This window comes from Bradyrhizobium sp. GCM10028915 (assembly GCF_042666195.1).
Taxonomy (GTDB): domain Bacteria; phylum Pseudomonadota; class Alphaproteobacteria; order Rhizobiales; family Xanthobacteraceae; genus Bradyrhizobium; species Bradyrhizobium canariense_D.
Window position 1 is genome coordinate 716,016 of record NZ_JBHTFN010000044.1, and the last position, 21,188, is coordinate 737,203.

Consider the following 21,188-nt stretch of genomic DNA (forward strand, 5'->3'; position numbering starts at 1 on the left):
TGGTCCATGAGGCGGACAGAGGCGAGCGTCGACAGTTCTCAAAGCAGCCATTCGGCGTAACGCCCGGGTGGCTGCTTTGCTGTTCGGCCCCCGTTCGAATGAAGTCGCCTCCGTGCGGCCGCCTCAAAGAAAAACCCCGGTCTTGAGGACCGGGGCTCTTCAAGCTGGTCGGCCGCGTCGCGACAGGCCGCCAGCACCACTGAATTCGACCTGACAATGCGGGCCGGGAAAATTCGTTCCGGCCGCTAGTCCGGCGACATGGAAACGTCGATGATTGCCGGCGTATCGACCTGGCGCTCGCGCCAGACGATGAGATCGCATTTGGGATTGAGCCACTGATATTCGGAGCCGCGCGCCTTCAGGTGCGCGAGCGCTGCATCATGTGCGGCGGTCTGATCCGGCGCTTCGACCATGATCTCCACGGTCTCTTCGATCTGACGCACCACTTCGACGGCGTAGTATTTTCTGGTCACGATCCCTCGCTCCGGCATGACTAACGGGGAGGGCGGTGGCGCGTTCCCCAAAAGAAAAACCCCGCGCTTTCGCACGGGGCCTTCTTGGCTGGCGGGGAAGGGATTTCAGCGCCTAGCCGCCGCGCCGTGGCTCGAACTTAAGGTTGAAAACCTAAAAAGCAACCGTCGGCGCGCGGAAGGCCCAAGGCGCTGTGCCCGGCGAGTTTCGCGGGGAGGGGCTGGACTTGTTGTTCCTATTTTGTTCTAGTGACGCATCTCTTTTGGCAGCGACATTGTTTTGGAGGTGCCCATGACTGTCGAGAAACAGCGGGAAGTAATCAGGCTCTGGAATCAGCTCAGGAAGCTTGATGGTCCGGCCGCGGAAGAACTCCGCATCCAGATCCTCGAATGCTTTTCGGAGAAGGATCTATCGAAGGACACGGCGAAGCGAGCGGCGTGATGAGCATCGCACTATCTCGATGACAACAGGCAATCGCGCGCGCCTTCACCGATCGTTAGGGATCGTTTTGCGCTGGATTTCTCGACTCCGATTCGTTCCTTGCGAACGAAATGGAGTCGGATGCAGAACAAGTCGTGGCTTCTGTGTCGATGCGGGACACGCCTTTCCTGACCAAGCCGGCGTGATGCTTCGCACAGTCCCGTTCGCCTGTCCTCGCTACGAGTGAGGCGAGGGAGACGCGACATGGATGCGTGCTGTTGCTCGAGATGTTCGCCGAGATCGCAAAAGTGTTTTGGTACGACCGGCACCCGCGCTTGCGCAACGACAGGCCCTCGGTGCCGCCGGTGCCACCGCGGTCGAAATCCGAAGACGCGATGTGAGCGCGCGATCGTTGGCGCGACTGCGGTCGTTTGCGTGCGAACGATATATTAAGGCTTGCTTCGTGCCGATTTCTGCGATTCCGATTCGTTCTCCGAGAACGAAAGGCAGGCGAAGCTGGAACAAAGCCGGACGACGGATCACCACAAGCTTCGCTTCACCGTCTCGACGCTCTCCGTCGCCGGCGCTATCGTTGCTCCAGCGGCGGACGCAACATGAAGAACGGACTTTATTCCATCCACCTCCACATGCTCGACGGCCTGAAGGGCCGCGACAGCGGCGTGCTGATCCTGCGTGACGGCGTTCTGCTCGGCGGCGGGCCGTATTTCTGGTCGCGCGGCGTCTACACGGAACGGCAATTCGAACAACGGCCCTTCGAAACACGGGACCTGGAAGGGCGAGCTTGTCACCAACCAGCACACGCCGTTTGCGGATGGCTTCGCCCGGCCGCTGTTCGGCGGAGTGGAGGCAACGAGCGGCTTCTCCGGGACGTTCAGCGACGACACGGCCGAGGTGTTCGGCACCGTGCTGGTCGCAGGCCATCGCAGCCTCGGTTTTCGTGCGAGCCTGAAGCGGCTCGCCGAGTTCTGAAGACGCGTGTTCTGAAGACGCTTGTTCTGAAGAGGCTTGGCGAACTCCTAACGGAAGCTTGCCGCGAAGCCGATAACCCTATTCGGTTAGGTTAAAAGCGCAATCGCGTTGCACTTGCCGCCACTTGCGATAGGTGTCTGGCGAAGACGCGATCCGACTTTGGCCAACAAGCGACTTTGGCCAACAAGCAATTTTGCCAAGAACGAATTCATGACACCTTTTTCAGAACCGTCCTTTTATCAGGGCGACCGCCACACCTACCGGCGCATCGCCATCGTCGGCACGCTCTTTTGTCTGGCTTTCGTGGTGATCAGCGTCTCGCTGCGGCCACAGCTCGAGGACACGCGTGTCGCGGTCAAAGCCGACAGGCTGATGCGTACGGCGGGCCAGCTACCGCACACGAATTAACGGTCGTCGGTGGAGGTCTGATGGTCGGCGCAATTGCTTGGGCACGCGGTGCCGTGTGAGGCGAGCGCCACGAAGCCGGCATAGCCGGACAGGTTGAGCAGGATTTCGAGCCAAACGGGCATGTCGGCCTCCTTTCTCCTTGAAGGCTACGCCAACGTGCGCGCGAAGCGCATGTTCCCGGACAAAGGCGGACCGGCGCCTCAAAGTGGGGTGGTGGGGTCGAGCCGCCGGCCGAGGGCGCCTACGGACTCGCTCGACGGCTGTTCCTTAAGGAACTCGGCAATCGCCCGCGCCAGTTCGCCGTCGCTCATCGGGGTCGGCGGCGGGCGCAGCGTACCGACACCGAAACTGCGGACGATCTCGTCGTAATGCTGATCTCCGGATCTGGGAACGAGCCTGCGGATACGGGCCAGCAATTTGGATATCGGCACTTTATCCTCCTCGGCTCCCCGCTGGCAGCAATTGTGGCGCATTGCCAATGCTGTGCGTGCAACTGAAAACCCCGCCAGCATCGGTGATGCTGACGGGGTCTTCGTGCTGTTGCCTCAACCGGACGGCGGAGGCTTCGGCACTTGAGCAAACAATTCGCGGAACGCGTGCCCGTTCCATGCGTGGCCGGATTTATTCCGAACTCGGTTCCACAGGCTTGCGCGCAACCATAGCAACGCGCCGGCGTTGTCTGTGCGAGATACGAAGGAGGAGATTCATGATGAGGAAGACACTGGCAGTTCTGGCTACCGTCGCGGCCGTTGGCGTGACCGCGGTCGCGGCGCCTTCGCCTGCCGAGGCGCGCGGCCGCGGCATCGGTCCGGGCCTCGCGTTCGGTCTTGCCGCCGGCGCCATCACCGCGGGCGCCGTCGCCGCGTCGCATCCTTACGGCTATGGCTACGGCCCGCGGTATGGCTACTACGGCGGCCCCGCTTATGCCTACGGCCCTGGTCCCTACGCTTATTACGGTGATGGACCATACTACCGCCGCCACCATTATTACCGTCACTGGTAACGGCTGAACAAACGAAAAGCCCGGAGCAATGCTCCGGGCTTTTTTCATGCTCGGTGATCCGGTGTCGTTACGGCCAGAGCGAGGGCCGTTCCGCCTTGCGCGCGTTGTCGAGCGTCGACACGAAATACTCTTCACGTTCGCGCTTGAATTTTTCCTGGGTGGCACGGAAGGCGGCGACACGGGCGGCGATCTCTTCGCGTTCGCGGATTTTGCGTTGTTCGTCCTCGGTCATGTTAAATCCCCTCTGCACGTGAGTATGTGTCCTACTGAACCCAAGCACTGCCGCCGCAATCACGTTGAGTCGCGTCAACACATGCATTGGCGCTTCTGATTGGGGCGTCAATGGGGAGGAGGCATTGCAGGATTGTGATAAGCGAGGGTCGGAAAAAATTGCCGACCATGTCTTGCGTGGCGGTGGAGAACAGCGTCAATAATCTTGTCGCTTGCGCATGTTGCAGCTAGCGCAAAAACAAATCAGTAAAACAGCAAAACGGGAGGCGGCGTTGATTGCATCGGATCTTCGCAGCGGCGTCGAGCGTCTTGGCGACATGATCGCCGAAGCCAAACGGATCGTGCCGTTCACCGGCGCCGGCATCTCGACCGAATGCGGCATCCCCGACTTTCGCTCGCCGGGCGGAATTTGGACGCGCAACCGCCCGATCCCGTTCGACGAGTTCGTCGCCAGCCAGGAGGCGCGCGACGAATCCTGGCGCCGGCGCTTCGCGATGGAGGAGGTCTTTGCGGCGGCTAAGCCCGGCCGCGGCCATCGCGCGCTCGCCTCACTCTACCGCGCCGGCAAGGTTCCCGCGATCATCACCCAGAACATCGACAATCTGCATCAGGCCTCCGGCGTCGCAAGCGATCACGTGATCGAACTTCACGGCAACACCACGTATGCGCGCTGCATTGGATGCGGGCAGGCCTATCCGCTTGATTGGGTGAAGCGCCGCTTCGACGAGGAGGGCGCCGCGCCCAACTGTACCGTGTGCGACGAGCCGGTGAAGACCGCCACGATCTCCTTCGGCCAGACAATGCCCGAGGACGAGATGCAGCGCGCGACGGCGCTGTCGCAAGCCTGCGATCTCTTCATCGCGATCGGTTCCTCGCTGGTGGTATGGCCGGCCGCGGGCTTTCCGATGATGGCGAAGGAATCGGGTGCACGCCTAGTGATCGTCAATCGCGAGCCGACGGAGCAGGACGACATCGCCGACCTCGTGATCCGCCACGACATCGGCGAAACGCTGGGGCCCTTTGTCGGTAATTGAGGCAGCAATTTGATTCGCGGCTGTGCAAGCTGTTCATAGGTTCCGCCGAATCTCTTTTTTGTCTATGCGTCGCAACCGGGAGTGTTATCTTTTGAGTCGAAAGATTCGCGTCGCGTCGAGTTGAGAAGATTCTCTAAAGACGCGTGATTCGGCGCCGCCATTCAGGCGGGTTGCATGGCATGTGTGGGGTCCGGGGTTATGGGGTCGTCGGACGGATTTGAGTCCAAGAAGGTCGGAGTTCCCGCGGTGGGCGAACACGGCGGTGGCGGTCGCGACAGTGCACTCAGTCCGTTCACCGGACTTGGTGAGAGCAGCGCCAACCTCGTCGAGGTTCACGGCGTCATCAAATGGTTCGACGCCTCAAAAGGCTACGGCTTCATCGTTCCCGACAATGGCTGGCCCGACGTGCTCCTGCACGTCACCGTGCTTAGGCGCGACGGCTTCCAGACCGCCTACGAGGGCGCCCGCATCGTCGTCGAGTGCATCCAGCGCGCCAAGGGCTACCAGGCGTTCCGCGTGGTCTCGATGGACGAGTCGACTGCGATCCATCCGGCGCAGATGCTGCCGCCGCGCACCCATGTCACGGTGACGGCGACCAGCGGGCTGGAGCGGGCTCAGGTCAAATGGTTCAACCGGCTGCGCGGTTTCGGTTTCCTGACCTGCGGCGAGGGCACCCCCGACATCTTCGTGCACATGGAGACGCTGCGCCGCTTCGGCATGACCGAGTTGCGGCCCGGCCAGTATGTCCTGGTCCGGTTCGGGCCCGGCTCCAAGGGCATGATGGCGGCCGAGATCCATCCCGAGACGGGATCGCCGGTTTCGTCCCACTAATTCCATTCCCGCGATCGTGAGCAGAGGCGCGCTGGCTGGCCGGCGCGCCTCTGGCTTTTCCGGTGACCGCCACGTAAGGACTGGTCCAGTCCCACGCCTCGAGAGCCATCCATGAATTTCGATCGAAAGGCCGTCTTCGCCCTTGCGAAGGGCTGGCTTGCCGCCATCCTTGTCATCGCCGGCTGTGCCGTCGCGAGCGCACCCGTGCGCGCCGCCAGCTTCCAGCCCCTCGAGATCGTCACCAGGAACGGCGTGCAGGTGTTCTCGGTCGAGGTCGCGACGACGGAGGAAGAGAAGCAGACTGGCCTGATGTACCGTAAGGAACTGGCGGACGGCAAAGGCATGCTGTTCGACTTTAATCCCGAGCAGGAGGTGTCGATGTGGATGAAGAACACCTACGTCTCGCTCGACATGATCTTCATTCGCGCCGACGGCCGAATTCTGCGCATCGCCGAAAATACCGAGCCGATGTCGACAAAGATCATCTCATCCAGGGGGCCCGCGCGGGCTGTTCTGGAGGTGGTGGCAGGCACGGCGCAGAAATATGGCATCCGCGCCGGCGACCGCGTGGGCCACCCGCTGTTCGGCAGCAAGTAGGCGGGAGGGCTTATTGCCCCGTCCTGGCGGTCTTTTGGGAAGCTTGCTCGCGCCTTTGGAAGGCTTGCTGGCGCTTTGGGAAGCGTGTATCGACGGGGCTCGCCGGACATTCGGGGTATAGCGCAGCCTGGTAGCGCGGCAGTTTTGGGTACTGCAGGTCGTTGGTTCGAATCCAGCTGCCCCGACCAGTCCGAGGTGGGCCAGACCCGCGCCTCAGAACAATAGCCAATCGGCGAGGCGCCAGGCGAGCGCAGCTCCAGCCGTGCATGGCGCGCGTTCGATGCCGATGCCCGCAGCCGCCAAAGCCTTCCTAACCCTCGGCGCTCATTCCCTGCGCAACGCGACTTTCCGCGCGACTTTTCAAGGCATTGGGGCGGGTCGGGCGGCGCGGAATGCGTAAAACTTTGTCGAACCTTTAGGCGTCGTCCTAGACATATTGGTGTTGGGGATTTCAGCGCCCAATGCCTAACGGACGCCGCCAAGCGATGATATTCCGCTTGCGCGCGTTACGCTTTTCCAACCATCAGTTCGTCGCGTACCAGCCGAACGGAAACGGCAGGAATGGCCAGGCCAGCTGATTGTCGTTGGCGACCTTCCGCGGCTCCTGCTCCGGCGTCTTCGCGGGCAGAGCAGGCGGCGTCGAATGCAGCGCCAAGCGCAGACATGCACATTGCAAATTCATCGTGGTGGCCCCCGCCCATCAATCGTTTTCAAAAATTCGCGTCAGCCTGGAAATCAACGCGCGTCCTCAAAACGACGCGCTCATTCTCAAATCGCACACAGTCTAGGAAAATCGGCGGCCGCTTTCAACCGGTCTCGCCACGCGCTCACAGGAGGTAAGGTTGATCGGTTAGGTTAAGAGCGAGCGGTTGTTGCGGGCGCCTTCGCGACTGTTATCAGATCGGTTCGGCTTGCGACGGTCTGCCTGAAATTCGTGCTCACACGACATCACAGTTCGTCGCAGCGCTCGTATCCTGTGAGTTCTGTATCATGTCTCTCGATCGCAACGTCCGAACCGTCGGTCCGCAGGCGAGCTGGACCGAGATCTGGCACCTCTGGACCGTGTTCGTGCCGCGCCGCTCGATCAACGGGCAGCTCGTTTACGGCAAGGTCTGGCGCCGCCACGACGGCCGTGACTGGATCTACAAGAAGTTTACCGAGTACGACAGCGAAGCGGCGGCCTGAAGCGGCGGCGCTGTCGTCCGGCGGGATCGGAGCTGCCCGTTCAAGCGGCCTTTGCGGCCGCAGTCTTGGGCGGCGGCGGCTTCAGCGGCTTGTCCTGCTTCTTCGACCAGGAGATGTAATAGGCCACCGTCGTCATGATCGCGATCCCGGCGACGCTGACGAAGATCTGCGCGAACAGCGAGCCCGAGCTCATCGACAGCTCGAAATGACCGACGAAGGACAGGAACACGCCGACGCAGAACACGGCGAGCGACTGCTGGCCGCACACGATGATGGGGTCGAACCCTTTCCATTCCAGGCCCGGCCAGTCCTTGGGAACGAAGCGGATCACCAGGATCACGATCACGACGAAGTGGATAAAGCGGTAGGGCGCGAGGTTGGTCTTGTCGTTCGGGTTGAACGCCGAGAACAGCCATTCCGGGAACATGCCGCCGAGGGTCGGGAAGCGGCCGGCCATGGTCATGACCAGCGCAAACAGCATGTAACCAAGACAGAGCCACAGCGTGACCGGTGCGTTGATCAGCGTCATCGAGCGCCGCGCGCCGCCCATGGCGCACCAGGCGCCGAACACGAACAGCACCTGCCAGCAATACGGGTTGAAGTACCACTGTCCGGCCGGATAGGCGTTCAGGTTCAGGCCGAAATGGCGCGCGGTCAGCCACAGCACGATGGACAATGCCATCGTCAGGTCCGGCTTGCGCAGCATGAACCAGAGCACGGGCGGAAACAGCCCCATCAGCACGATGTAGAGCGGCAGCACGTCGAGATTGAGCGGCTTGAAGCGCAGGAACAGGCCCTGGCGCAGCGTCTCGGTGGCGTTGTCCACCAGGCCGGCGACGTTGAACTCGTTGATCATCTCGGAATCGCCGAAGCGCAGCGCCAGATAGCTGATCGAGGCGATGTAGATCACGAACAGGATGATGTGGGCGACGTAGAGCTGCCAGACCCGCTTGGTCAGCCTCGTAGCACCGACCAGGAAGCCGCGCTCGAGCATCATCCGCGCATAGACGAAGGAGGCGGTGTAGCCGGAGATGAAGACGAACAAATCCGCGGCGTCGGAAAAGCCGTAGTTGCGGGTGGTGATCCAGTTCACCACGTTGTCGGGGATATGGTCGAGGAAGATCGCCCAGTTCGCAATGCCGCGAAACAGGTCGAGCCTGAGGTCACGGCCCTTCTCGGGGAGCGTGGCGTTGATGTTCAGGAAGGACATGCGACGGGAGCTTTCGGAGGGGACGGACAGGTAGATGTCAACGAAGCAGGGCCACCGGGCGAGACCCCGGCGCGGAAGGCGGGTACGCAATTGTCACGATGCAGCATAATGATTATACCCATCGGCGAGCCATCCCGGGGGGCCGGAATCACCGATCAGTTCCCTAAAGGTGTCTCTATACTATGCCCGCGGTTTCCACCAACTGCTACCGTGACGCATCGAAATCGAACGAAAAGACGAACAAGAGGCCCGGACCGTCCATGACCGCACGCATTTTCAAGCCCGCCAAGAACGCGATGCAATCCGGCCGGTCGAAGACCAAGGAATGGCAGCTCGACTACGAGCCCGAGCAGCCGCGCGCGGTCGAGCCGCTGATGGGCTGGACCTCGTCCGGCGACATGAAGCAGCAGATCACGCTGCACTTCCACAGCAAGGAAGAGGCGGTCGCCTATTGCGAGCGCAAGGGCATCGCCTACCAGGTGATCGAGCCAAAGGAATCGGTGCGCCGTCCGGTCGCCTATGCGGACAATTTCTCGTTCCGCCGCGGCGAGCCGTGGACGCATTGAGGGCGGGCAACGAAACTCTCGTCATGCCCGGGCTTGTCCCGGGCATCCACGTTTTAGCGTCCACGTAAAAAGCCCGCGGTTGGCCGGGACAAGCTCGGCCAACCACGCCGGTTCTTCCCATCGTCCTGCCCTTGGCAGCCATTCCGCCCCGTGCTTCGCTGTCTCGCATGATGCGACCATGACGAGGTGGGCTATGGCGGGGCGTGACCAGCTCGACGGCGTCGATCTGAAAATACTCTCCGAGTTGCAGCAGGACGGGCGGGTTCGCAATAACGAGCTGGCGCTGCGCGTCGGGGTGTCCGGGCCCAACTGCGTGAGGCGGCTGAAATCGCTGTTCAGCCGCGGCGTGATCCGGGCGGTGCGCGCCGTTATCGACGAGCGGCTGCTCGGCTACGAGGTGGTGTCGTTCGTCTCGATCCAGCTCGGCAGCCAAGCCCAGCCGGTGCTGGCGGCATTCGAGAGCTCGATCGCCGCGATCCCGCGCATCCAGCAGTGCTGGCGGATTTCGGGAGACACCGACTATCTTCTCAAATGCGTGGCGCCGAGCGTCGAGAGCATGCGCCAGCAGCTCCTGCATTTCGCCGCGATGCCGAACGTGAAGAACGTCCGCAGCTTTCCGGTGCTGGGCGTGGCGAAGGACGTGCCGCTGCCATTGCAGGAGATCGCGGCGGCAGGATAGTTCGGCGGCGACGGGTCCCAAAACGTAGCTCGCGTAACGACGTCCAAACATCCGAAGGCGCGGGAGTGACTCCCTTACCGGGATACAGGTTCGGATAAGGCGGATATAAACATAAGTAACTCACCTAACTGTGACATGTGATTTGCGAAGTTCTGCAATGCGCCGAAGCGTGATTGCCGGTTCCTGGTGCTGGCCTACATGCGAGGTGTGAACCTCAGCCTGCGTCGCATGCCGAGGCCTCTTTTGTGGGACCCTGAAGCAGGAAAAGACAACATGACCTCGATCTCGAAGACGTTCGTCGCATCCGCTGCGACGCTGTTTGCATCTGCGTTTCTCATGATGACCGCGCCGGCTGCCCAGGCAGAAGACTACTGCATCACCAATGGTGCCCAGGCCGCGCATGGCTGCGGCTATCCGACGATGGAGGCCTGCCGGGCCGCGGCCGGCGGCATCGGCGGCTCGTGCTCACAGAGCGGCGGCGCGAAGACGTCGGCCGACGCGCTGGCCTTCCAGCCGAAGCAGACGCACTCGCGCACCAAGCTGCGCCCGGGCGGGCAGACCAACTCGAACTGAGCGAGACCGTTTGGAAATGTTGCGGCCTCCAAGTTGGATCTCGGAGGCCGGAACAGCATGACAACCCGCGCTTCAGCGATACCTGCCGCGAAACTCGCGCGGGGAGGCGCCGGCCCAGGTGCGGAAGGCGCGAGAAAAGCTCTTCTCGTTGCGGAAGCCGGCGATCTCCGCGATCCGCTTGATCGGGCTGCGCCCGCGCATCAACTCCTGCTTGGCGAGCTCGAATTTTGCCTCTTCCTTGAGATCCCGCAGTGAGGTCGCTTCATCGCGCAGGCGCCGATGCATGGTGCGGGTGGAGAGTGCCAGCTCGCTTGCGACATCCTCGGCGCCGAGACTGCGTCCGCGCGCATTGCGGAGTACGCGGCGAACGCGCTCGACCAGCAGCCGGTCGCGCCGATAGGGCAGTACGGTCAGCCGCAGCGCGCCCTTGAGCATGTTGTCGAGGTCCGCCGCGCTCCGGGTGAGCGGCAGCGACAGGTAATGCTTGTCGAAGGTGATGGAAGCGCGGTCCGCACCGAAGCGGATGTTTCGGCAAAAGATGGTCGGATAGACCGAGACGTGGCCGGGCTCGGGGTACGGAAATTCCGCGGCGCGGAGCGCGATTTGCGAATCCACCGCCCAGCAGGAGAAGCCGAGAACATAGCGGAGCAGGGTGACCAGGCAGAATTCGCGTAGAGGTCCGAGGTCGGCCAGTTCGCGGATGGACACGACCGCGGTCTCCTCGCCGACGGCGAGATCGAGCAGCACGTCCTCGGTGAGCAGACGATGGTGCCGGCACCAGCGCTTGAGCGCGACCTCCAGCGTCGGGGCGGTGATCGAGGCGCGGCACAGCATGCCGTAGGTGCCAAAGGGCAGCCGCCGCGAGAACCAGCCGAGCGCCTCGTCATCGAGTTCGCGCATGGCATGGCCCGCCAGCGCCTCGAACTGGCCGGCCGTGACCCGCCCATCCGGAGAATTGACAAGGTCCGGCGTTACCTGACCCCGGCTCAGCGCCTCGGTCGGATCGCGGCCGTAGCGGTCGTAAGCGGCAACGACGCCGCGGACGAAGGTGGCAGGGGTCACGGCACGGCGCGGGATCGCGGTTGCGACTTGAAAAGGCATCGGAAAATCCTCTGGGAAAATCCTCGCCAAGTTTGGCGGAAAATGCAACCTTTTCGACCGCAGAAGGGCCCCGATGCCGCTAGGTTCGGTCCCCAAAATAGGGAGGAATCGCCTTGAATATCCCGAGCATCGATTTCGATCTGGGCGAAGACATCAGCATGCTGCGCGACACGCTGCGCGCCTTCGTGGAGGCGGAGATCGCCCCGCGTGCCGCCGATATCGAGAAGGCCAATCTATTCCCGGCGGACCTCTGGAAGCGCCTTGGCGACCTCGGCCTGCTCGGCATGACCGCGCCGGAGCAATATGGCGGCTCCAACATGGGCTATCTCGCCCATATCGTCGCGATGGAGGAGATTTCGCGCGGCTCGGCCGCGGTCGGGCTCTCCTATGGCGCCCACTCAAATCTCTGCGTCAACCAGATCCGCCGCAACGGCAATGATGCGCAGCGCGAGCGCTATCTGCCAAAGTTGATCTCCGGCGAGTATGTCGGCGCGCTCGCGATGTCCGAGCCCGGCGCCGGCTCAGACGTCGTCTCGATGAAACTGCGCGCCGACAAACGCGGCGACCGCTACGTGCTCAACGGCTCGAAGATGTGGATCACCAATGGCGGCGATGCCGACGTGCTGGTGGTCTATGCCAAGACCGATCCGGAAGCGGGCCCGCGCGGCATGACCGCCTTCCTGGTCGAGAAGGGGACGAAGGGCTTCAGCCACGGCCAGCATCTCGACAAGCTCGGCATGCGCGGCTCCAACACGTATCCGCTGTTCTTCGACGAATGCGAGGTGCCGGAGGAGAACGTGCTTGGGAAGGTCGGGGAGGGCGTCAAGGTGCTGATGTCCGGCCTCGACTATGAGCGTACGGTCCTCTCGGGTGGACCACTCGGGATCATGGCGGCCTGCATGGACGCGGTGGTGCCCTATATGCACGAGCGCAAGCAGTTCGGGCAGCCGATCGGCGACTTCCAGCTCATGCAGGGCAAGCTCGCCGACATGTACGCGACCTGGCAGGCCACGCGCGCCTATGTCTATGCGGTGGGGCGTGCCTGCGACCGCGCCGATCACGCGCGCAGCTTGCGCAAGGACGCCGCCGCTGCGATCCTCTATTCCGCCGAGAAAGCGACGTGGATGGCGGGTGAGGCGATCCAGGCGCTTGGCGGGGTCGGCTACACCTCCGAATTTCCGGTCGGACGCCTGTGGCGCGATGCAAAGCTCTACGAGATCGGCGCCGGCACCTCGGAGGTCCGGCGCATGCTGATCGGTCGCGAATTGATGGCTGAGACGGCTTAAAACCTTCACGCAATTGGAACCAACATGCCGCTCCATTCCAGCATCGATACGTCTTCTTCGGACTTTGCGCGCAATTCCGAGGCCATGCGCACCCTCGTCGCGGATCTGCGCGAAAAGCTGAGCCAGGTTGCGGGCGGCGGCGGCGAGGTCTCGCGCAACCGCCACACCTCGCGTGGCAAGATGCTGGCGCGCGAGCGCGTCGACCTGCTGGTCGATCCCGGCACCGCGTTCATGGAGCTGTCGCCGCTCGCGGCCTATGGCCTTTACGGCGGCGACGTCCATTCGGCGAGCGTCGTCACCGGGGTCGGGCGCATCGCGGGCCGCGAATGCGTGATCGTCGCCAACGACGCCACCATCAAGGGCGGCACCTATTATCCCATGACCGTGAAGAAGCATCTGCGCGCGCAGGACGTGGCGCGGCAGAACAATCTTCCCTGCGTCTACATGGTCGATTCCGGCGGCGCCTTTTTGCCGCTGCAGGACGAGATCTTTCCGGACGAGCGGCATTTCGGCCGCATCTTCTACAACCAGGCGCAGATGTCGTCGCAAGGCATCCCGCAGATCGCCATCGTGATGGGCTCCTGCACGGCCGGCGGCGCCTATGTCCCCGCGATGTCGGACGAGAGCATCATCGTGCGCAATCAAGGCACCATCTTCCTGGGCGGGCCGCCGCTGGTGAAGGCGGCGACGGGCGAGGTGGTGACCGCCGAGGAGCTCGGTGGCGCCGACGTGCATTCGCGACAATCAGGCGTGACCGATCATTACGCCCAGAACGACGCGCACGCGATCGGCATCGCCCGCCGCATCGTCGGCACGCTGAAGCCATCGGTACGGCCAAACCTCAACATGCATCCGCCGCGTGATCCCTTGTTTGCGGCCGAGGAGATCTATGGCGTGGTGCCCGTCGACGGGCGCAAGCCGTTCGACGTGCGCGACATCATTGCGCGCGTGGTTGATGGTTCCGAGTTCGACGAGTTCAAGAAGCTGTACGGCACGACGCTGGTGTGCGGCTTCGCCCACATCTGGGGTTTTCCGGTCGGCATCATTGCCAACAACGGCATCCTGTTCAGCGAGAGCTCGCTGAAGGGGGCGCATTTCATCGAGCTGTGCTGCCAGCGCGGCATTCCGCTGGTGTTCCTGCAGAACATCACCGGCTTCATGGTCGGCAAGAAATACGAAGCCGGCGGCATTGCGCGTGACGGCGCCAAGCTGGTGACGGCGGTCGCGACCGCGTCGGTGCCGAAATTCACCGTAGTGATCGGCGGCTCCTACGGCGCCGGCAATTACGGCATGTGCGGCCGCGCCTACTCACCGCGCTTCCTGTGGATGTGGCCGAACGCGCGCATCTCGGTGATGGGCGGCGAGCAGGCCTCGATGGTGCTGAGCCAGGTCCGCCGCGACAATATCGAGGCCAAGGGCGACAGCTGGTCGAAAGAAGACGAAGATAAATTCCGCGAACCTATCCGCGCGCAATATGAGAGCCAGGGGCACCCGTATTACGCGACCGCGCGGCTGTGGGACGACGGCGTGATCGACCCGGCCGACACAAGGCTGGTGCTCGGTCTCGGCCTCTCGGCGGCATCGAATGCGCCGATCGAACCGACGAAATTCGGCCTGTTCAGGATGTGATGCGATGGACCGCTCAAAGCTCTACCGCCGTTTTCGCACCCTCCTGATCGCCAACCGCGGCGAGATCGCCTGCCGCGTGATCCGCACCGCGCGCGCCATGGGCCTGCGCGCGGTCGCGGTCTATTCCGAGGTGGATCGCGACGCGATGCATGTCGCGCTCGCCGACGAGGCCGTGCTGCTCGGGCCCGCACGTGCCCGCGACAGCTATCTCAATCCCGAACGGCTGATCGAGGCCGCGCGCAAGACCGGCGCGGAGGCGATCCATCCCGGCTATGGCTTCCTGTCGGAGAATGCCGAATTCGCCCAGGCGTGTTTCGACGCCGGACTGGTCTTCGTCGGCCCGACAGCGGCAATGATGACTGCCATGGGCTCGAAGTCCGGCTCCAAGGCGCTTATGGAGAAGGCCGGCGTCCCGCTGGTGCCAGGCTATCACGGCGAGGCGCAGGACGATGCGACGTTGGCGAAGGCGGCCGAGAAGGTCGGTTTCCCGATTCTGGTGAAGGCGTCCGCTGGCGGCGGCGGCCGTGGTATGCGCATCGTTCGCTCCGCGGATGAACTTGCGCCTGCGATCGTCAGCGCGAAGCGCGAGGCCAAGGCCGCGTTCGGCGACGACCGCATGCTGATCGAAAAATATGTCAATAACCCGAGGCATATCGAGGTGCAGGTGATCGGCGACAGCCACGGCAATCTGCTCTCGCTGTTCGAACGCGAATGCACCCTGCAGCGCCGCCACCAGAAGGTGATCGAGGAGGCGCCGTCGCCGACGCTCAATCCCGCCCAGCGCGAGACGGTCTGTGCCGCCGCGCGAAAGGCTGCGGGCGCCGTCAACTATGTCGGCGCCGGCACCATCGAGTTCGTGTCCGACGGCAAGGACGTGTTCTTCATCGAGATGAACACTCGTCTCCAGGTCGAGCATCCCGTGACCGAGCTGATCACGGGGATCGACTTGGTCGAGTGGCAGTTGCGCGTCGCTTTCGGCGAGGCGTTGCCGCTGAAGCAGGACGAGATCAAGCTTCACGGACACGCCGTGGAGGCGCGGGTCTATGCGGAGAACCCGACCAAGAACTTCATGCCGTCGGTGGGCAAGATATCAACCTGGCGTCTGCCCGCTGAAACGGGGGGGCTGCGCATCGACTCCGGCTATCGGGAAGGCGATACGGTTTCGCCGTACTACGATGCGATGCTGGCAAAAATGATCGCCTGGGCGCCGACGCGGGATGTCGCGATCGAGCGGCTGAACCGCGGGCTGGAAGAGTCCGACGTCCGCGGCATCGTGACCAACATCCCGTTCCTGTCGGCGCTGATGACGCATCCGAAGGTGAGGGCGAACGCGATCGACACCGGCTTCATCGAGCGCGAACTGATGGTTCTGACGCAGGCCCCGGCGGCGCCGGGCGAGCTCGAGCTCTGCGCCGCGGTGGCCGCTGTGATTAACCACGAGCGGCAGGCTGCACAGGCGGACGCGAATTCGCCCTGGCAGACCTTTGGCTGGATGCCGGTCGGCCGCCGCCAGCGCAATTTTGCGTTTCGCGCGGGTCATGGTGTTGGTCATGGGTCCGAGCAGAAGATCACGCTGAACTATGGCAGCGGACCAGCGACGCTGGTGATCGGCGAACGCGAGCTGGCATTTGCGATCGCGCCCCGGGACGGCGGCTTCGACGTGACGCTTGACGGCGTCAAATCGTTCGTCGCGGCCGTGATCGACGGCCATGAGCTGTATTTGCGCACGCGCAACGGGCGATTCGACCTGCATTGGGTCGATCCGTTCGGCGGCGAGATGGAGGAGCAGGCCGGCGCGGACAAGATCGCAGCGCCCTTGCCGGGCACCGTCGTCGCCGTGCTGGCGGAGGAGGGCGCCAAGCTCGAGAAGGGGGCGCCGATCCTCACCCTGGAAGTGATGAAGATGGAGCAGACGCTGCGTGCGCCCTATGCCGGCGTGCTGAAATCCATCAAATGCAAGGTCGGCGACATCGTCCAGGAGGGCGTCGAGCTCGCCGTGGTCGAGCCTTCCGGAGAATGAGATGAGCGATAAGGTCCGCATCATCGAAATGGGGCCGCGTGACGGCCTCCAGAACGAGAAAACGGCGGTCAGTGTCGAAGCCCGGATCGCCTTCATCGAGGCGCTGGTCGCGGCCGGCCTCAATACAGTCGAGGTCGGCGCCTTCGTCTCGCCCAAGGCGATCCCGCAGATGGCGAGCTCGGACGCCGTGCTGCGCGGCGTTCGCCATTTGACCAGTGCCGAATTCCACGTGCTAGTGCCGAACGAGAAGGGCTATGACGCCGCGTGCGCGGCCGGCGCAAAGATCGTCTCGGTGTTCGCCGCGGCCTCCGAGGGCTTTTCGCGGGCCAACATCAATTGCACGGTCGCGGAGTCCATCGAACGGTTTAAGCCGGTGCTGGCGCGCGCCAGGGTCGATGGTGTCAAGGTCCGCGGCTATATCTCCTGCGTGCTGGGCTGTCCGTTCGACGGCGATATCAAGCCGAAGGCAGTTGCCGATCTCGCCACCACGCTGTGGGATCTCGGCTGCTACGAGATCTCGCTCGGCGACACGATCGGTGTCGGTACGCCTGATAAGGCCAAGGAGATGCTGCGGGCGGTCAGCGCCAACATCCCTCCCGCCAATCTCGCGATGCATTTTCACGACACCTACGGCCAGGCGCTCGCCAATCTCTATGCGGGGCTGGAGGAAGGCGTCCGCGTCATCGACGCCGCCGCCGGCGGCCTCGGCGGCTGCCCCTACGCGCCGGGCGCGACCGGCAACGTCGCGACCGAGGACGTCGTCTATATGCTCGGGGGCATGGGGATTAGGACGGGTGTCGATATGGACCGGTTGCTGGCGGCAACCAACGAGATGAGCGGCGTGCTGGGTAAGCCGCCGGTGAGCCGCGTGGCCTCCGCACTGAACGCGAAGAGGAAGCGCGCCAGCTCCTAGTTCTCCATTATTGCGAGCGCAGCGAGCAATGATGGTGGACGCAGCTACCTGCTCCCGTCCGGCCCCATCACCAGGTCCGGCAGTGCGGTCGAGATGCCCGGCACGAAGCAGAGCAGCAGCACCGCGAGCATCATCAAAAGCACGAACGGCAGCGTGCCCCAGATCACCTCGCGCAGGGGAATATCCGGCGCGACGTTGCGGATGACGAAGATGTTGAGGCCGACAGGCGGATGGATCAGTCCCATCTCCATCACGATGGTCATGACGACGCCGAACCAGATGATGTCGAAATTGGCGGCGCGGAGCGGCGGCAGGATGATCGGCGCGGTCATGAGAATAATCGAGACCGGCGGCAGGAAGAAACCGAGCACGACGACCATGACGAGGACCGCGAACAAGAGCCCCCAGCGCGGCAAATGCATCGCGACGACGGATTCGGCGGCCGATTGCGAGATGTGCAGATAGCTCATCACGTAGGAATAGAGCAGCGACATGCCGATGATCATCATCAGCATGGTCGATTCCCGGATCGTCGATTTCAGGATCGGGGCAAGGTCGCTCGGCCGCCACACGCTGTAGATCGCCGCGATCAATGCCAGCGCCAAGAGGCCGCCGAGGCCGGCGGTCTCCGACGGCGTGGCGTAGCCGCCATAGAGCGCGATCATGACGCCGGTGAGCAGCAGCACGAAGGGGATCACGCGCGGCAGCACGCTGAAGCGTTCCGCGAGCGTGTACTCGTCGCGGGCGAGGATCGCAGCTTCCGGGCCGCCGTTCTTGTAGATCGCTTCGGCCGCGGCGTATTCCTGGCGGAAGCGGATCACGGCGTAAACGCCGAACAGCGAGACCAGCAGCAGGCCGGGCCCGATACCGGCGAGGAACAGCCGTCCTAGCGATTTTTCGGCGGCGACCGCAAACAGGATCATGGTGATCGACGGCGGTAGCAGAATGCCGAGCGTGCCGCCGGCGGCGATGATCCCCGCGGCGAAGCCGCCGGAATAGCCGCGCTTGCGCATCTCGGGGATGCCGGCCGAGCCGATTGCCGAGCAGGTCGCGGGCGAGGAGCCCGCCATCGCCGCAAACAGCGCGCAGGCGAACACATTGGCGACGCCGAGCCCGCCGGGGACGCGGTGCAGCCAGGCGTGCAGGGCCGAGTAGAGATCCTGGCCGGCGCGCGACTTGCCGATCGCGGCGCCCTTCAGGATGAAGAGCGGGATCGACAGCAGCGTGATCGAGGCCATTTCCTCGTAGACATTCTGCGTCACCGTGTCGAGAGAGGCGGCGGGCATGTAGATGCCCATGAACACGACTGCGACCGCGCCGAGCGCGAACGCGATCGGCATGCCTGAAAACATCACGACCAGCGTCGCGATCCCGTAGGCGAGGCCGATACCGAAAACGCTCATGAACGCCTGGCTCCAGCGAAAGGCAGCGCAAGCTGCACGAGGATCTGGACGCAGAGCAGGCTCATGCCGAACGCCATTAGCGAATAGGGGATGGCCAGCGGCGGCGACCACATCGAGTTCGAGACCTGGCCGTCGACATAGGCTTCATGCGCCAGTGTCCAGGACTTCCAGGCGAAGAAAGCGCAGAACAGAAGCGTCACGGCATCGACCAGCCAGAGCCTGATCCGGTTCGCCAGTGGTGAGAGCAGGCCGACGAAGGCCTCGATGCCGATGTGACCGCGGTTCTGCTGCACGTAGGCGGCCGTCATGAAGGTCGCGCCGACCAGCAGGAACACCGCGGCCTCGTCCTGCCAGTAATTGGCAGCCTTGAACAAGGCGCGGCTGAGCACGCTGTAGCTCAGGATGGCGCAGGCGGCGATCAGCGCAATCGCGGCGAACACGACGATAATGTTGTTGAGGATGGCGAGACCGCGATCGATCGCTGCCGCAAGGCCGGTCCTTGCGGCAGCGTTTACCTGGTCGTCACGATCCGGAAGCGGACCGTGGCTCATGCGGCGACGTCGGTCGCGAGCTTGAGCAGGTTGGCAGATGTCGCGGTCTTGGCGCCGTAGTCCTTCCATGCGGTGTCGCGGGCGATGTCGCGCCACTTGCCGACGGTCGCGGCATCGAGCGCCGAGACCTTGGCGCCGGCCTTCTCGTAGACCTTGGCGACCTCGACGTCGTCGTCCTGCGCGCCCTTGCGGCCGAAGGCTTCGAGCTCGGTGCCGACCGCGAGCAGGACGTCCTGCTGGTTCTTCGGCAGCTTGTCGAAGATCGCCTTCGACATCATCAGCGGCTCGAGCATGAACCAATAGGACGCGCCTGCGCCCGAGGTCAGCGATTTCGCGACCTCCTCAAGCCGGAACGAGATCAGGCTGGTCGAGGAGGTGATGCCGGCATCACACGCCCCCGTCTGCATCGCTGCGTAGATTTCGTTCGAGGGCACCGACAGCACGGATGCGCCGGCAGTCTGCAGCACCATGTCCATCTCGCGCGAGCCGCCGCGCACCTTGAGACCCTTGGCATCTTCGGGGGCCACGATCGGCTTGGAGCGGCTGGCGACGCCGCCGGCCTGCCACACCCAGCTGAGCAGGATGATGCCCTTGTCGGCGAGGAAGTCGGTCAAGGCCTTGCCGACCGGCTCCTTCTTCCAGCGCATGCCCTGGTCGTAGGTGGTGACGAGGCCCGGCATCAGGCCGATATTGGTTTCCGGCAATTCGCCGCCGGCATAGGGCATCGGATAGAGGCTGATGTCGAGCGCGCCCTTGCGCATCGCGGAGAACTGCGCGTTGGTCTTGATCAGCGAGGAGTTCGGATAGATCTCGGCGGCGATGTCGCCGTTGCTGCGCTTGCTGACTTCGGCGGCGAACACGCGACAGAGCCGGTCGCGGAAATCGCCCTTGTCGACGGTGCCGCCCGGGAATTGATGCGAGATCTTCAGCGTGGTCGCGGCATGCGCGGTGCCGGTGCCGAAACGGAGAATGGCGGGTGCGGCGACGGCGGTCGCGATCAGGTGGCGGCGCGTGAGCATGGCGTGATTCCCTTGGACGGTTCTTGGACGGTTCTTTGGAGCGTTCTTGTTTGCCTTGATCGTGGGCTGGTCTTGGAGACCGCGCTGAGGCCCATCCTAGCCGGTCTTTCAGACAATGTTCTCTAGTCTGATAGTTCGAGACCGAATGCCGCGGCAAGTGTCGGTGATGCTGCGTTGCACACTCCCGATCTCCTACATCCGCAGAACCAAGGATGGCGGCGGGCTCGCGGAAATTTATCGGCGGCTGCGTAACAACGCCCCGTGGCAATCCGTCGAGATCAGATAGCGGCGTCCGTCGCTAACCAACATCATCTCGAAGGGAAGACCAGTCATGACCATTCGTACCCGCATCGCGCTCGGCATTTCGGCGGCCGTTCTCTCGCTCGGCCTCGCGCTGTCGCCGGCCGCCTTTGCCCAGGACAAGATGGGCAAGGATGACGGCATGATGAAAAAGGACACGATGTCCAAGGACGGCATGAAGAAGGACACCATGTCCAAGGACGACGGCATGAAGAAGGACACGATGTCGAAGGACGGGATGAAGAAAGACGACGGGATAATGAAGAAGCACTGATCTTCCAACGTCGAGAGGCGCTTGCGACAGGCAGACGCGCGCCAAAAATCCGGGGGCGGTCACGTAGACCGCCCCCGGAGCATTTGTTTCAGTCCAAATTCTATTGAACGTGACTTGCGCGCGTTAGACTTGCAAACGTTACTTGCGCTTCGCCTTGCGGGCGGCGTAGCGGGCGTCCCGCTTGGCTTTTTGCTCGGCCTCGGCTTCGGCCGCCTTCGCGACGGCTTCTTCGGCCTCGCGGGCGATCCGCGCGGCCTCGAGCGCGGCAGCTTCTTCTTGAAGGCGCTTCTGCTCGGCCTTTTCCGTGTCGCGCGCAGCCTTTGCTTCGGCGCGCTTGGCCGCAAGGGCCTCGCGCTCCGCACGCTTCGCCACAACCGCGGGATCATCCGGCCCCGGCTGCGACTTGAATTTGTTCAAAAGGTTCTTGCGTGCTTCCTGTGCCGCCTTTTGCCGGTCGGAGAAGCCTGGTTCCCTAAATCCACTCATCGGCGAAC

26 protein-coding genes, 1 tRNA gene and 1 pseudogene are annotated in these 21,188 nt (G+C 63.4%); 17 read left to right on the forward strand and 11 right to left on the reverse strand.

All coding sequences use genetic code 11. The annotated features are described in order from the left end of the window. Nucleotides 1-245 precede the first annotated feature (245 nt). Nucleotides 246-473: a hypothetical protein gene (locus tag ACFQX9_RS23585; RefSeq protein ID WP_247390580.1), complete on the reverse strand. Its 228-nt coding sequence runs from the start codon at nucleotides 471-473 to the stop codon at nucleotides 246-248. Nucleotides 474-762: 289 nt separating this feature from the next. Here ACFQX9_RS23585 and ACFQX9_RS23590 point away from each other — a divergent pair, with 289 nt between their 5' ends. The 3 genes and pseudogenes from ACFQX9_RS23590 to ACFQX9_RS23600 all read left to right on the forward strand — a co-directional run bounded on the left by ACFQX9_RS23590 (nucleotide 763) and on the right by ACFQX9_RS23600 (nucleotide 2,289). Continuing rightward, entirely contained in the window at nucleotides 763-912 is a 150-nt protein-coding gene (locus tag ACFQX9_RS23590; protein ID WP_247297357.1) for a hypothetical protein, read from the forward strand. Between the two features lie 593 nt (nucleotides 913-1,505). Beyond that, nucleotides 1,506-1,881: pseudogene (locus ACFQX9_RS23595) on the forward strand (GrlR family regulatory protein). Between the two features lie 210 nt (nucleotides 1,882-2,091). Continuing rightward, complete coding sequence (locus ACFQX9_RS23600; RefSeq protein ID WP_247296834.1) at nucleotides 2,092-2,289, forward strand: hypothetical protein; 198 nt, start codon at nucleotides 2,092-2,094, stop codon at nucleotides 2,287-2,289. Here ACFQX9_RS23600 and ACFQX9_RS23605 read toward each other — a convergent pair. Together ACFQX9_RS23605 and ACFQX9_RS23610 are read right to left on the reverse strand one after the other, a co-directional pair. Beyond that, entirely contained in the window at nucleotides 2,286-2,411 is a 126-nt protein-coding gene (locus ACFQX9_RS23605; RefSeq protein ID WP_256464728.1) for a hypothetical protein, read from the reverse strand. The two genes, ACFQX9_RS23600 and ACFQX9_RS23605, sit on opposite strands and share 4 nt — an antisense overlap. A 78-nt stretch (nucleotides 2,412-2,489) precedes the next feature. After that, on the reverse strand, nucleotides 2,490-2,720 hold the full coding sequence (locus ACFQX9_RS23610) for a hypothetical protein (protein WP_007610151.1): 231 nt from the start codon (nucleotides 2,718-2,720) through the stop codon (nucleotides 2,490-2,492). 278 nt (nucleotides 2,721-2,998) lie between these two features. On the opposite strand from ACFQX9_RS23610, the gene ACFQX9_RS23615 reads away from it, so the two are divergent. Then, nucleotides 2,999-3,292, forward strand: coding sequence for a hypothetical protein (locus tag ACFQX9_RS23615; protein ID WP_026233439.1), 294 nt, complete (start codon nucleotides 2,999-3,001; stop codon nucleotides 3,290-3,292). A 67-nt stretch (nucleotides 3,293-3,359) separates the two neighbouring features. Here the strand turns inward: ACFQX9_RS23615 and ACFQX9_RS23620 are convergent, their stop codons facing one another. After that, nucleotides 3,360-3,524 (reverse strand): hypothetical protein, encoded by a 165-nt coding sequence (locus ACFQX9_RS23620; RefSeq protein ID WP_018457755.1) that lies wholly within the window; start codon nucleotides 3,522-3,524, stop codon nucleotides 3,360-3,362. A gap of 271 nt (nucleotides 3,525-3,795) precedes the next feature. On the opposite strand from ACFQX9_RS23620, the gene ACFQX9_RS23625 reads away from it, so the two are divergent. The 4 genes from ACFQX9_RS23625 (at nucleotide 3,796) to ACFQX9_RS23640 (ending at nucleotide 6,173) form a co-directional block, all read left to right on the forward strand. Continuing rightward, nucleotides 3,796-4,557, forward strand: a complete 762-nt coding sequence (locus tag ACFQX9_RS23625) for an NAD-dependent protein deacetylase (RefSeq protein ID WP_247296832.1) — start codon at nucleotides 3,796-3,798, stop codon at nucleotides 4,555-4,557. Nucleotides 4,558-4,755: 198 nt separating this feature from the next. Further along, a complete protein-coding gene (locus ACFQX9_RS23630) occupies nucleotides 4,756-5,388 on the forward strand; it encodes a cold-shock protein (RefSeq protein ID WP_018457757.1) in 633 nt (210 codons plus the stop codon). A 111-nt stretch (nucleotides 5,389-5,499) separates the two neighbouring features. Continuing rightward, nucleotides 5,500-5,985 carry a DUF192 domain-containing protein gene (locus tag ACFQX9_RS23635; protein ID WP_018457758.1) on the forward strand — a complete coding sequence of 162 codons (486 nt, stop codon included), beginning with the start codon at nucleotides 5,500-5,502 and terminating at the stop codon, nucleotides 5,983-5,985. A gap of 111 nt (nucleotides 5,986-6,096) precedes the next feature. Then, nucleotides 6,097-6,173 (forward strand) — tRNA-Pro (locus tag ACFQX9_RS23640). Between the two features lie 335 nt (nucleotides 6,174-6,508). On the opposite strand, the gene ACFQX9_RS23645 is transcribed toward ACFQX9_RS23640, so the two are convergent. After that, the gene (locus tag ACFQX9_RS23645) at nucleotides 6,509-6,640 is read right to left on the reverse strand and encodes a hypothetical protein (RefSeq protein ID WP_256374433.1); all 132 of its coding nucleotides are present in this window, start codon (nucleotides 6,638-6,640) and stop codon (nucleotides 6,509-6,511) included. Between the two features lie 335 nt (nucleotides 6,641-6,975). Here ACFQX9_RS23645 and ACFQX9_RS23650 point away from each other — a divergent pair, with 335 nt between their 5' ends. After that, nucleotides 6,976-7,170 (forward strand): hypothetical protein, encoded by a 195-nt coding sequence (locus tag ACFQX9_RS23650; protein WP_018457760.1) that lies wholly within the window; start codon nucleotides 6,976-6,978, stop codon nucleotides 7,168-7,170. Between the two features lie 40 nt (nucleotides 7,171-7,210). Here ACFQX9_RS23650 and ACFQX9_RS23655 read toward each other — a convergent pair whose 3' ends face one another. Further along, nucleotides 7,211-8,380 carry an OpgC domain-containing protein gene (locus tag ACFQX9_RS23655; protein WP_018457761.1) on the reverse strand — a complete coding sequence of 390 codons (1,170 nt, stop codon included), beginning with the start codon at nucleotides 8,378-8,380 and terminating at the stop codon, nucleotides 7,211-7,213. Nucleotides 8,381-8,640: 260 nt separating this feature from the next. Here ACFQX9_RS23655 and ACFQX9_RS23660 point away from each other — a divergent pair, with 260 nt between their 5' ends. The 3 genes from ACFQX9_RS23660 (at nucleotide 8,641) to ACFQX9_RS23670 (ending at nucleotide 10,198) form a co-directional block, all read left to right on the forward strand. After that, nucleotides 8,641-8,946 carry an ETC complex I subunit gene (locus tag ACFQX9_RS23660; protein WP_007591346.1) on the forward strand — a complete coding sequence of 102 codons (306 nt, stop codon included), beginning with the start codon at nucleotides 8,641-8,643 and terminating at the stop codon, nucleotides 8,944-8,946. Between the two features lie 193 nt (nucleotides 8,947-9,139). Then, nucleotides 9,140-9,625 (forward strand): Lrp/AsnC family transcriptional regulator, encoded by a 486-nt coding sequence (locus ACFQX9_RS23665; protein WP_007591345.1) that lies wholly within the window; start codon nucleotides 9,140-9,142, stop codon nucleotides 9,623-9,625. A gap of 273 nt (nucleotides 9,626-9,898) precedes the next feature. Next, a complete protein-coding gene (locus tag ACFQX9_RS23670; protein ID WP_018457763.1) occupies nucleotides 9,899-10,198 on the forward strand; it encodes a DUF3551 domain-containing protein in 300 nt (99 codons plus the stop codon). A gap of 72 nt (nucleotides 10,199-10,270) precedes the next feature. Here the strand turns inward: ACFQX9_RS23670 and ACFQX9_RS23675 are convergent, their stop codons facing one another. Then, nucleotides 10,271-11,299, reverse strand: coding sequence for an AraC family transcriptional regulator (locus ACFQX9_RS23675; RefSeq protein WP_377790792.1), 1,029 nt, complete (start codon nucleotides 11,297-11,299; stop codon nucleotides 10,271-10,273). A gap of 113 nt (nucleotides 11,300-11,412) precedes the next feature. On the opposite strand from ACFQX9_RS23675, the gene ACFQX9_RS23680 reads away from it, so the two are divergent. Genes ACFQX9_RS23680 through ACFQX9_RS23695 form a run of 4 tightly spaced genes read left to right on the forward strand, consistent with a single transcriptional unit; the run spans nucleotide 11,413 to nucleotide 17,147 of the window. Continuing rightward, on the forward strand, nucleotides 11,413-12,585 hold the full coding sequence (locus tag ACFQX9_RS23680) for an isovaleryl-CoA dehydrogenase (protein ID WP_018457765.1): 1,173 nt from the start codon (nucleotides 11,413-11,415) through the stop codon (nucleotides 12,583-12,585). A gap of 24 nt (nucleotides 12,586-12,609) precedes the next feature. Then, nucleotides 12,610-14,214, forward strand: coding sequence for a carboxyl transferase domain-containing protein (locus ACFQX9_RS23685; protein WP_027517803.1), 1,605 nt, complete (start codon nucleotides 12,610-12,612; stop codon nucleotides 14,212-14,214). 4 nt (nucleotides 14,215-14,218) lie between these two features. Then, nucleotides 14,219-16,234, forward strand: coding sequence for an acetyl/propionyl/methylcrotonyl-CoA carboxylase subunit alpha (locus tag ACFQX9_RS23690; RefSeq protein ID WP_204511136.1), 2,016 nt, complete (start codon nucleotides 14,219-14,221; stop codon nucleotides 16,232-16,234). A gap of 1 nt (nucleotide 16,235) precedes the next feature. Beyond that, entirely contained in the window at nucleotides 16,236-17,147 is a 912-nt protein-coding gene (locus ACFQX9_RS23695) for a hydroxymethylglutaryl-CoA lyase (protein WP_204511137.1), read from the forward strand. Between the two features lie 44 nt (nucleotides 17,148-17,191). Here ACFQX9_RS23695 and ACFQX9_RS23700 read toward each other — a convergent pair whose 3' ends face one another. From ACFQX9_RS23700 to dctP, 3 genes are read right to left on the reverse strand one after another with little or no spacing between them, the layout of a single operon-like run. After that, complete coding sequence (locus ACFQX9_RS23700) at nucleotides 17,192-18,550, reverse strand: TRAP transporter large permease (RefSeq protein WP_204511138.1); 1,359 nt, start codon at nucleotides 18,548-18,550, stop codon at nucleotides 17,192-17,194. Beyond that, entirely contained in the window at nucleotides 18,547-19,101 is a 555-nt protein-coding gene (locus ACFQX9_RS23705) for a TRAP transporter small permease (protein WP_204511140.1), read from the reverse strand. Before ACFQX9_RS23705 ends, ACFQX9_RS23700 begins: the two co-directional genes overlap by 4 nt. After that, nucleotides 19,098-20,120 (reverse strand): TRAP transporter substrate-binding protein DctP, encoded by a 1,023-nt coding sequence (dctP, locus tag ACFQX9_RS23710; RefSeq protein ID WP_204511142.1) that lies wholly within the window; start codon nucleotides 20,118-20,120, stop codon nucleotides 19,098-19,100. Before dctP ends, ACFQX9_RS23705 begins: the two co-directional genes overlap by 4 nt. 331 nt (nucleotides 20,121-20,451) lie before the next feature. Here dctP and ACFQX9_RS23715 point away from each other — a divergent pair, with 331 nt between their 5' ends. Further along, nucleotides 20,452-20,694: a pentapeptide MXKDX repeat protein gene (locus ACFQX9_RS23715; protein WP_204511144.1), complete on the forward strand. Its 243-nt coding sequence runs from the start codon at nucleotides 20,452-20,454 to the stop codon at nucleotides 20,692-20,694. 138 nt (nucleotides 20,695-20,832) lie between these two features. Here ACFQX9_RS23715 and ACFQX9_RS23720 read toward each other — a convergent pair whose 3' ends face one another. Then, entirely contained in the window at nucleotides 20,833-21,180 is a 348-nt protein-coding gene (locus tag ACFQX9_RS23720; protein ID WP_018457771.1) for a DUF6481 family protein, read from the reverse strand. Between the last annotated feature and the right edge of the window lie 8 nt (nucleotides 21,181-21,188).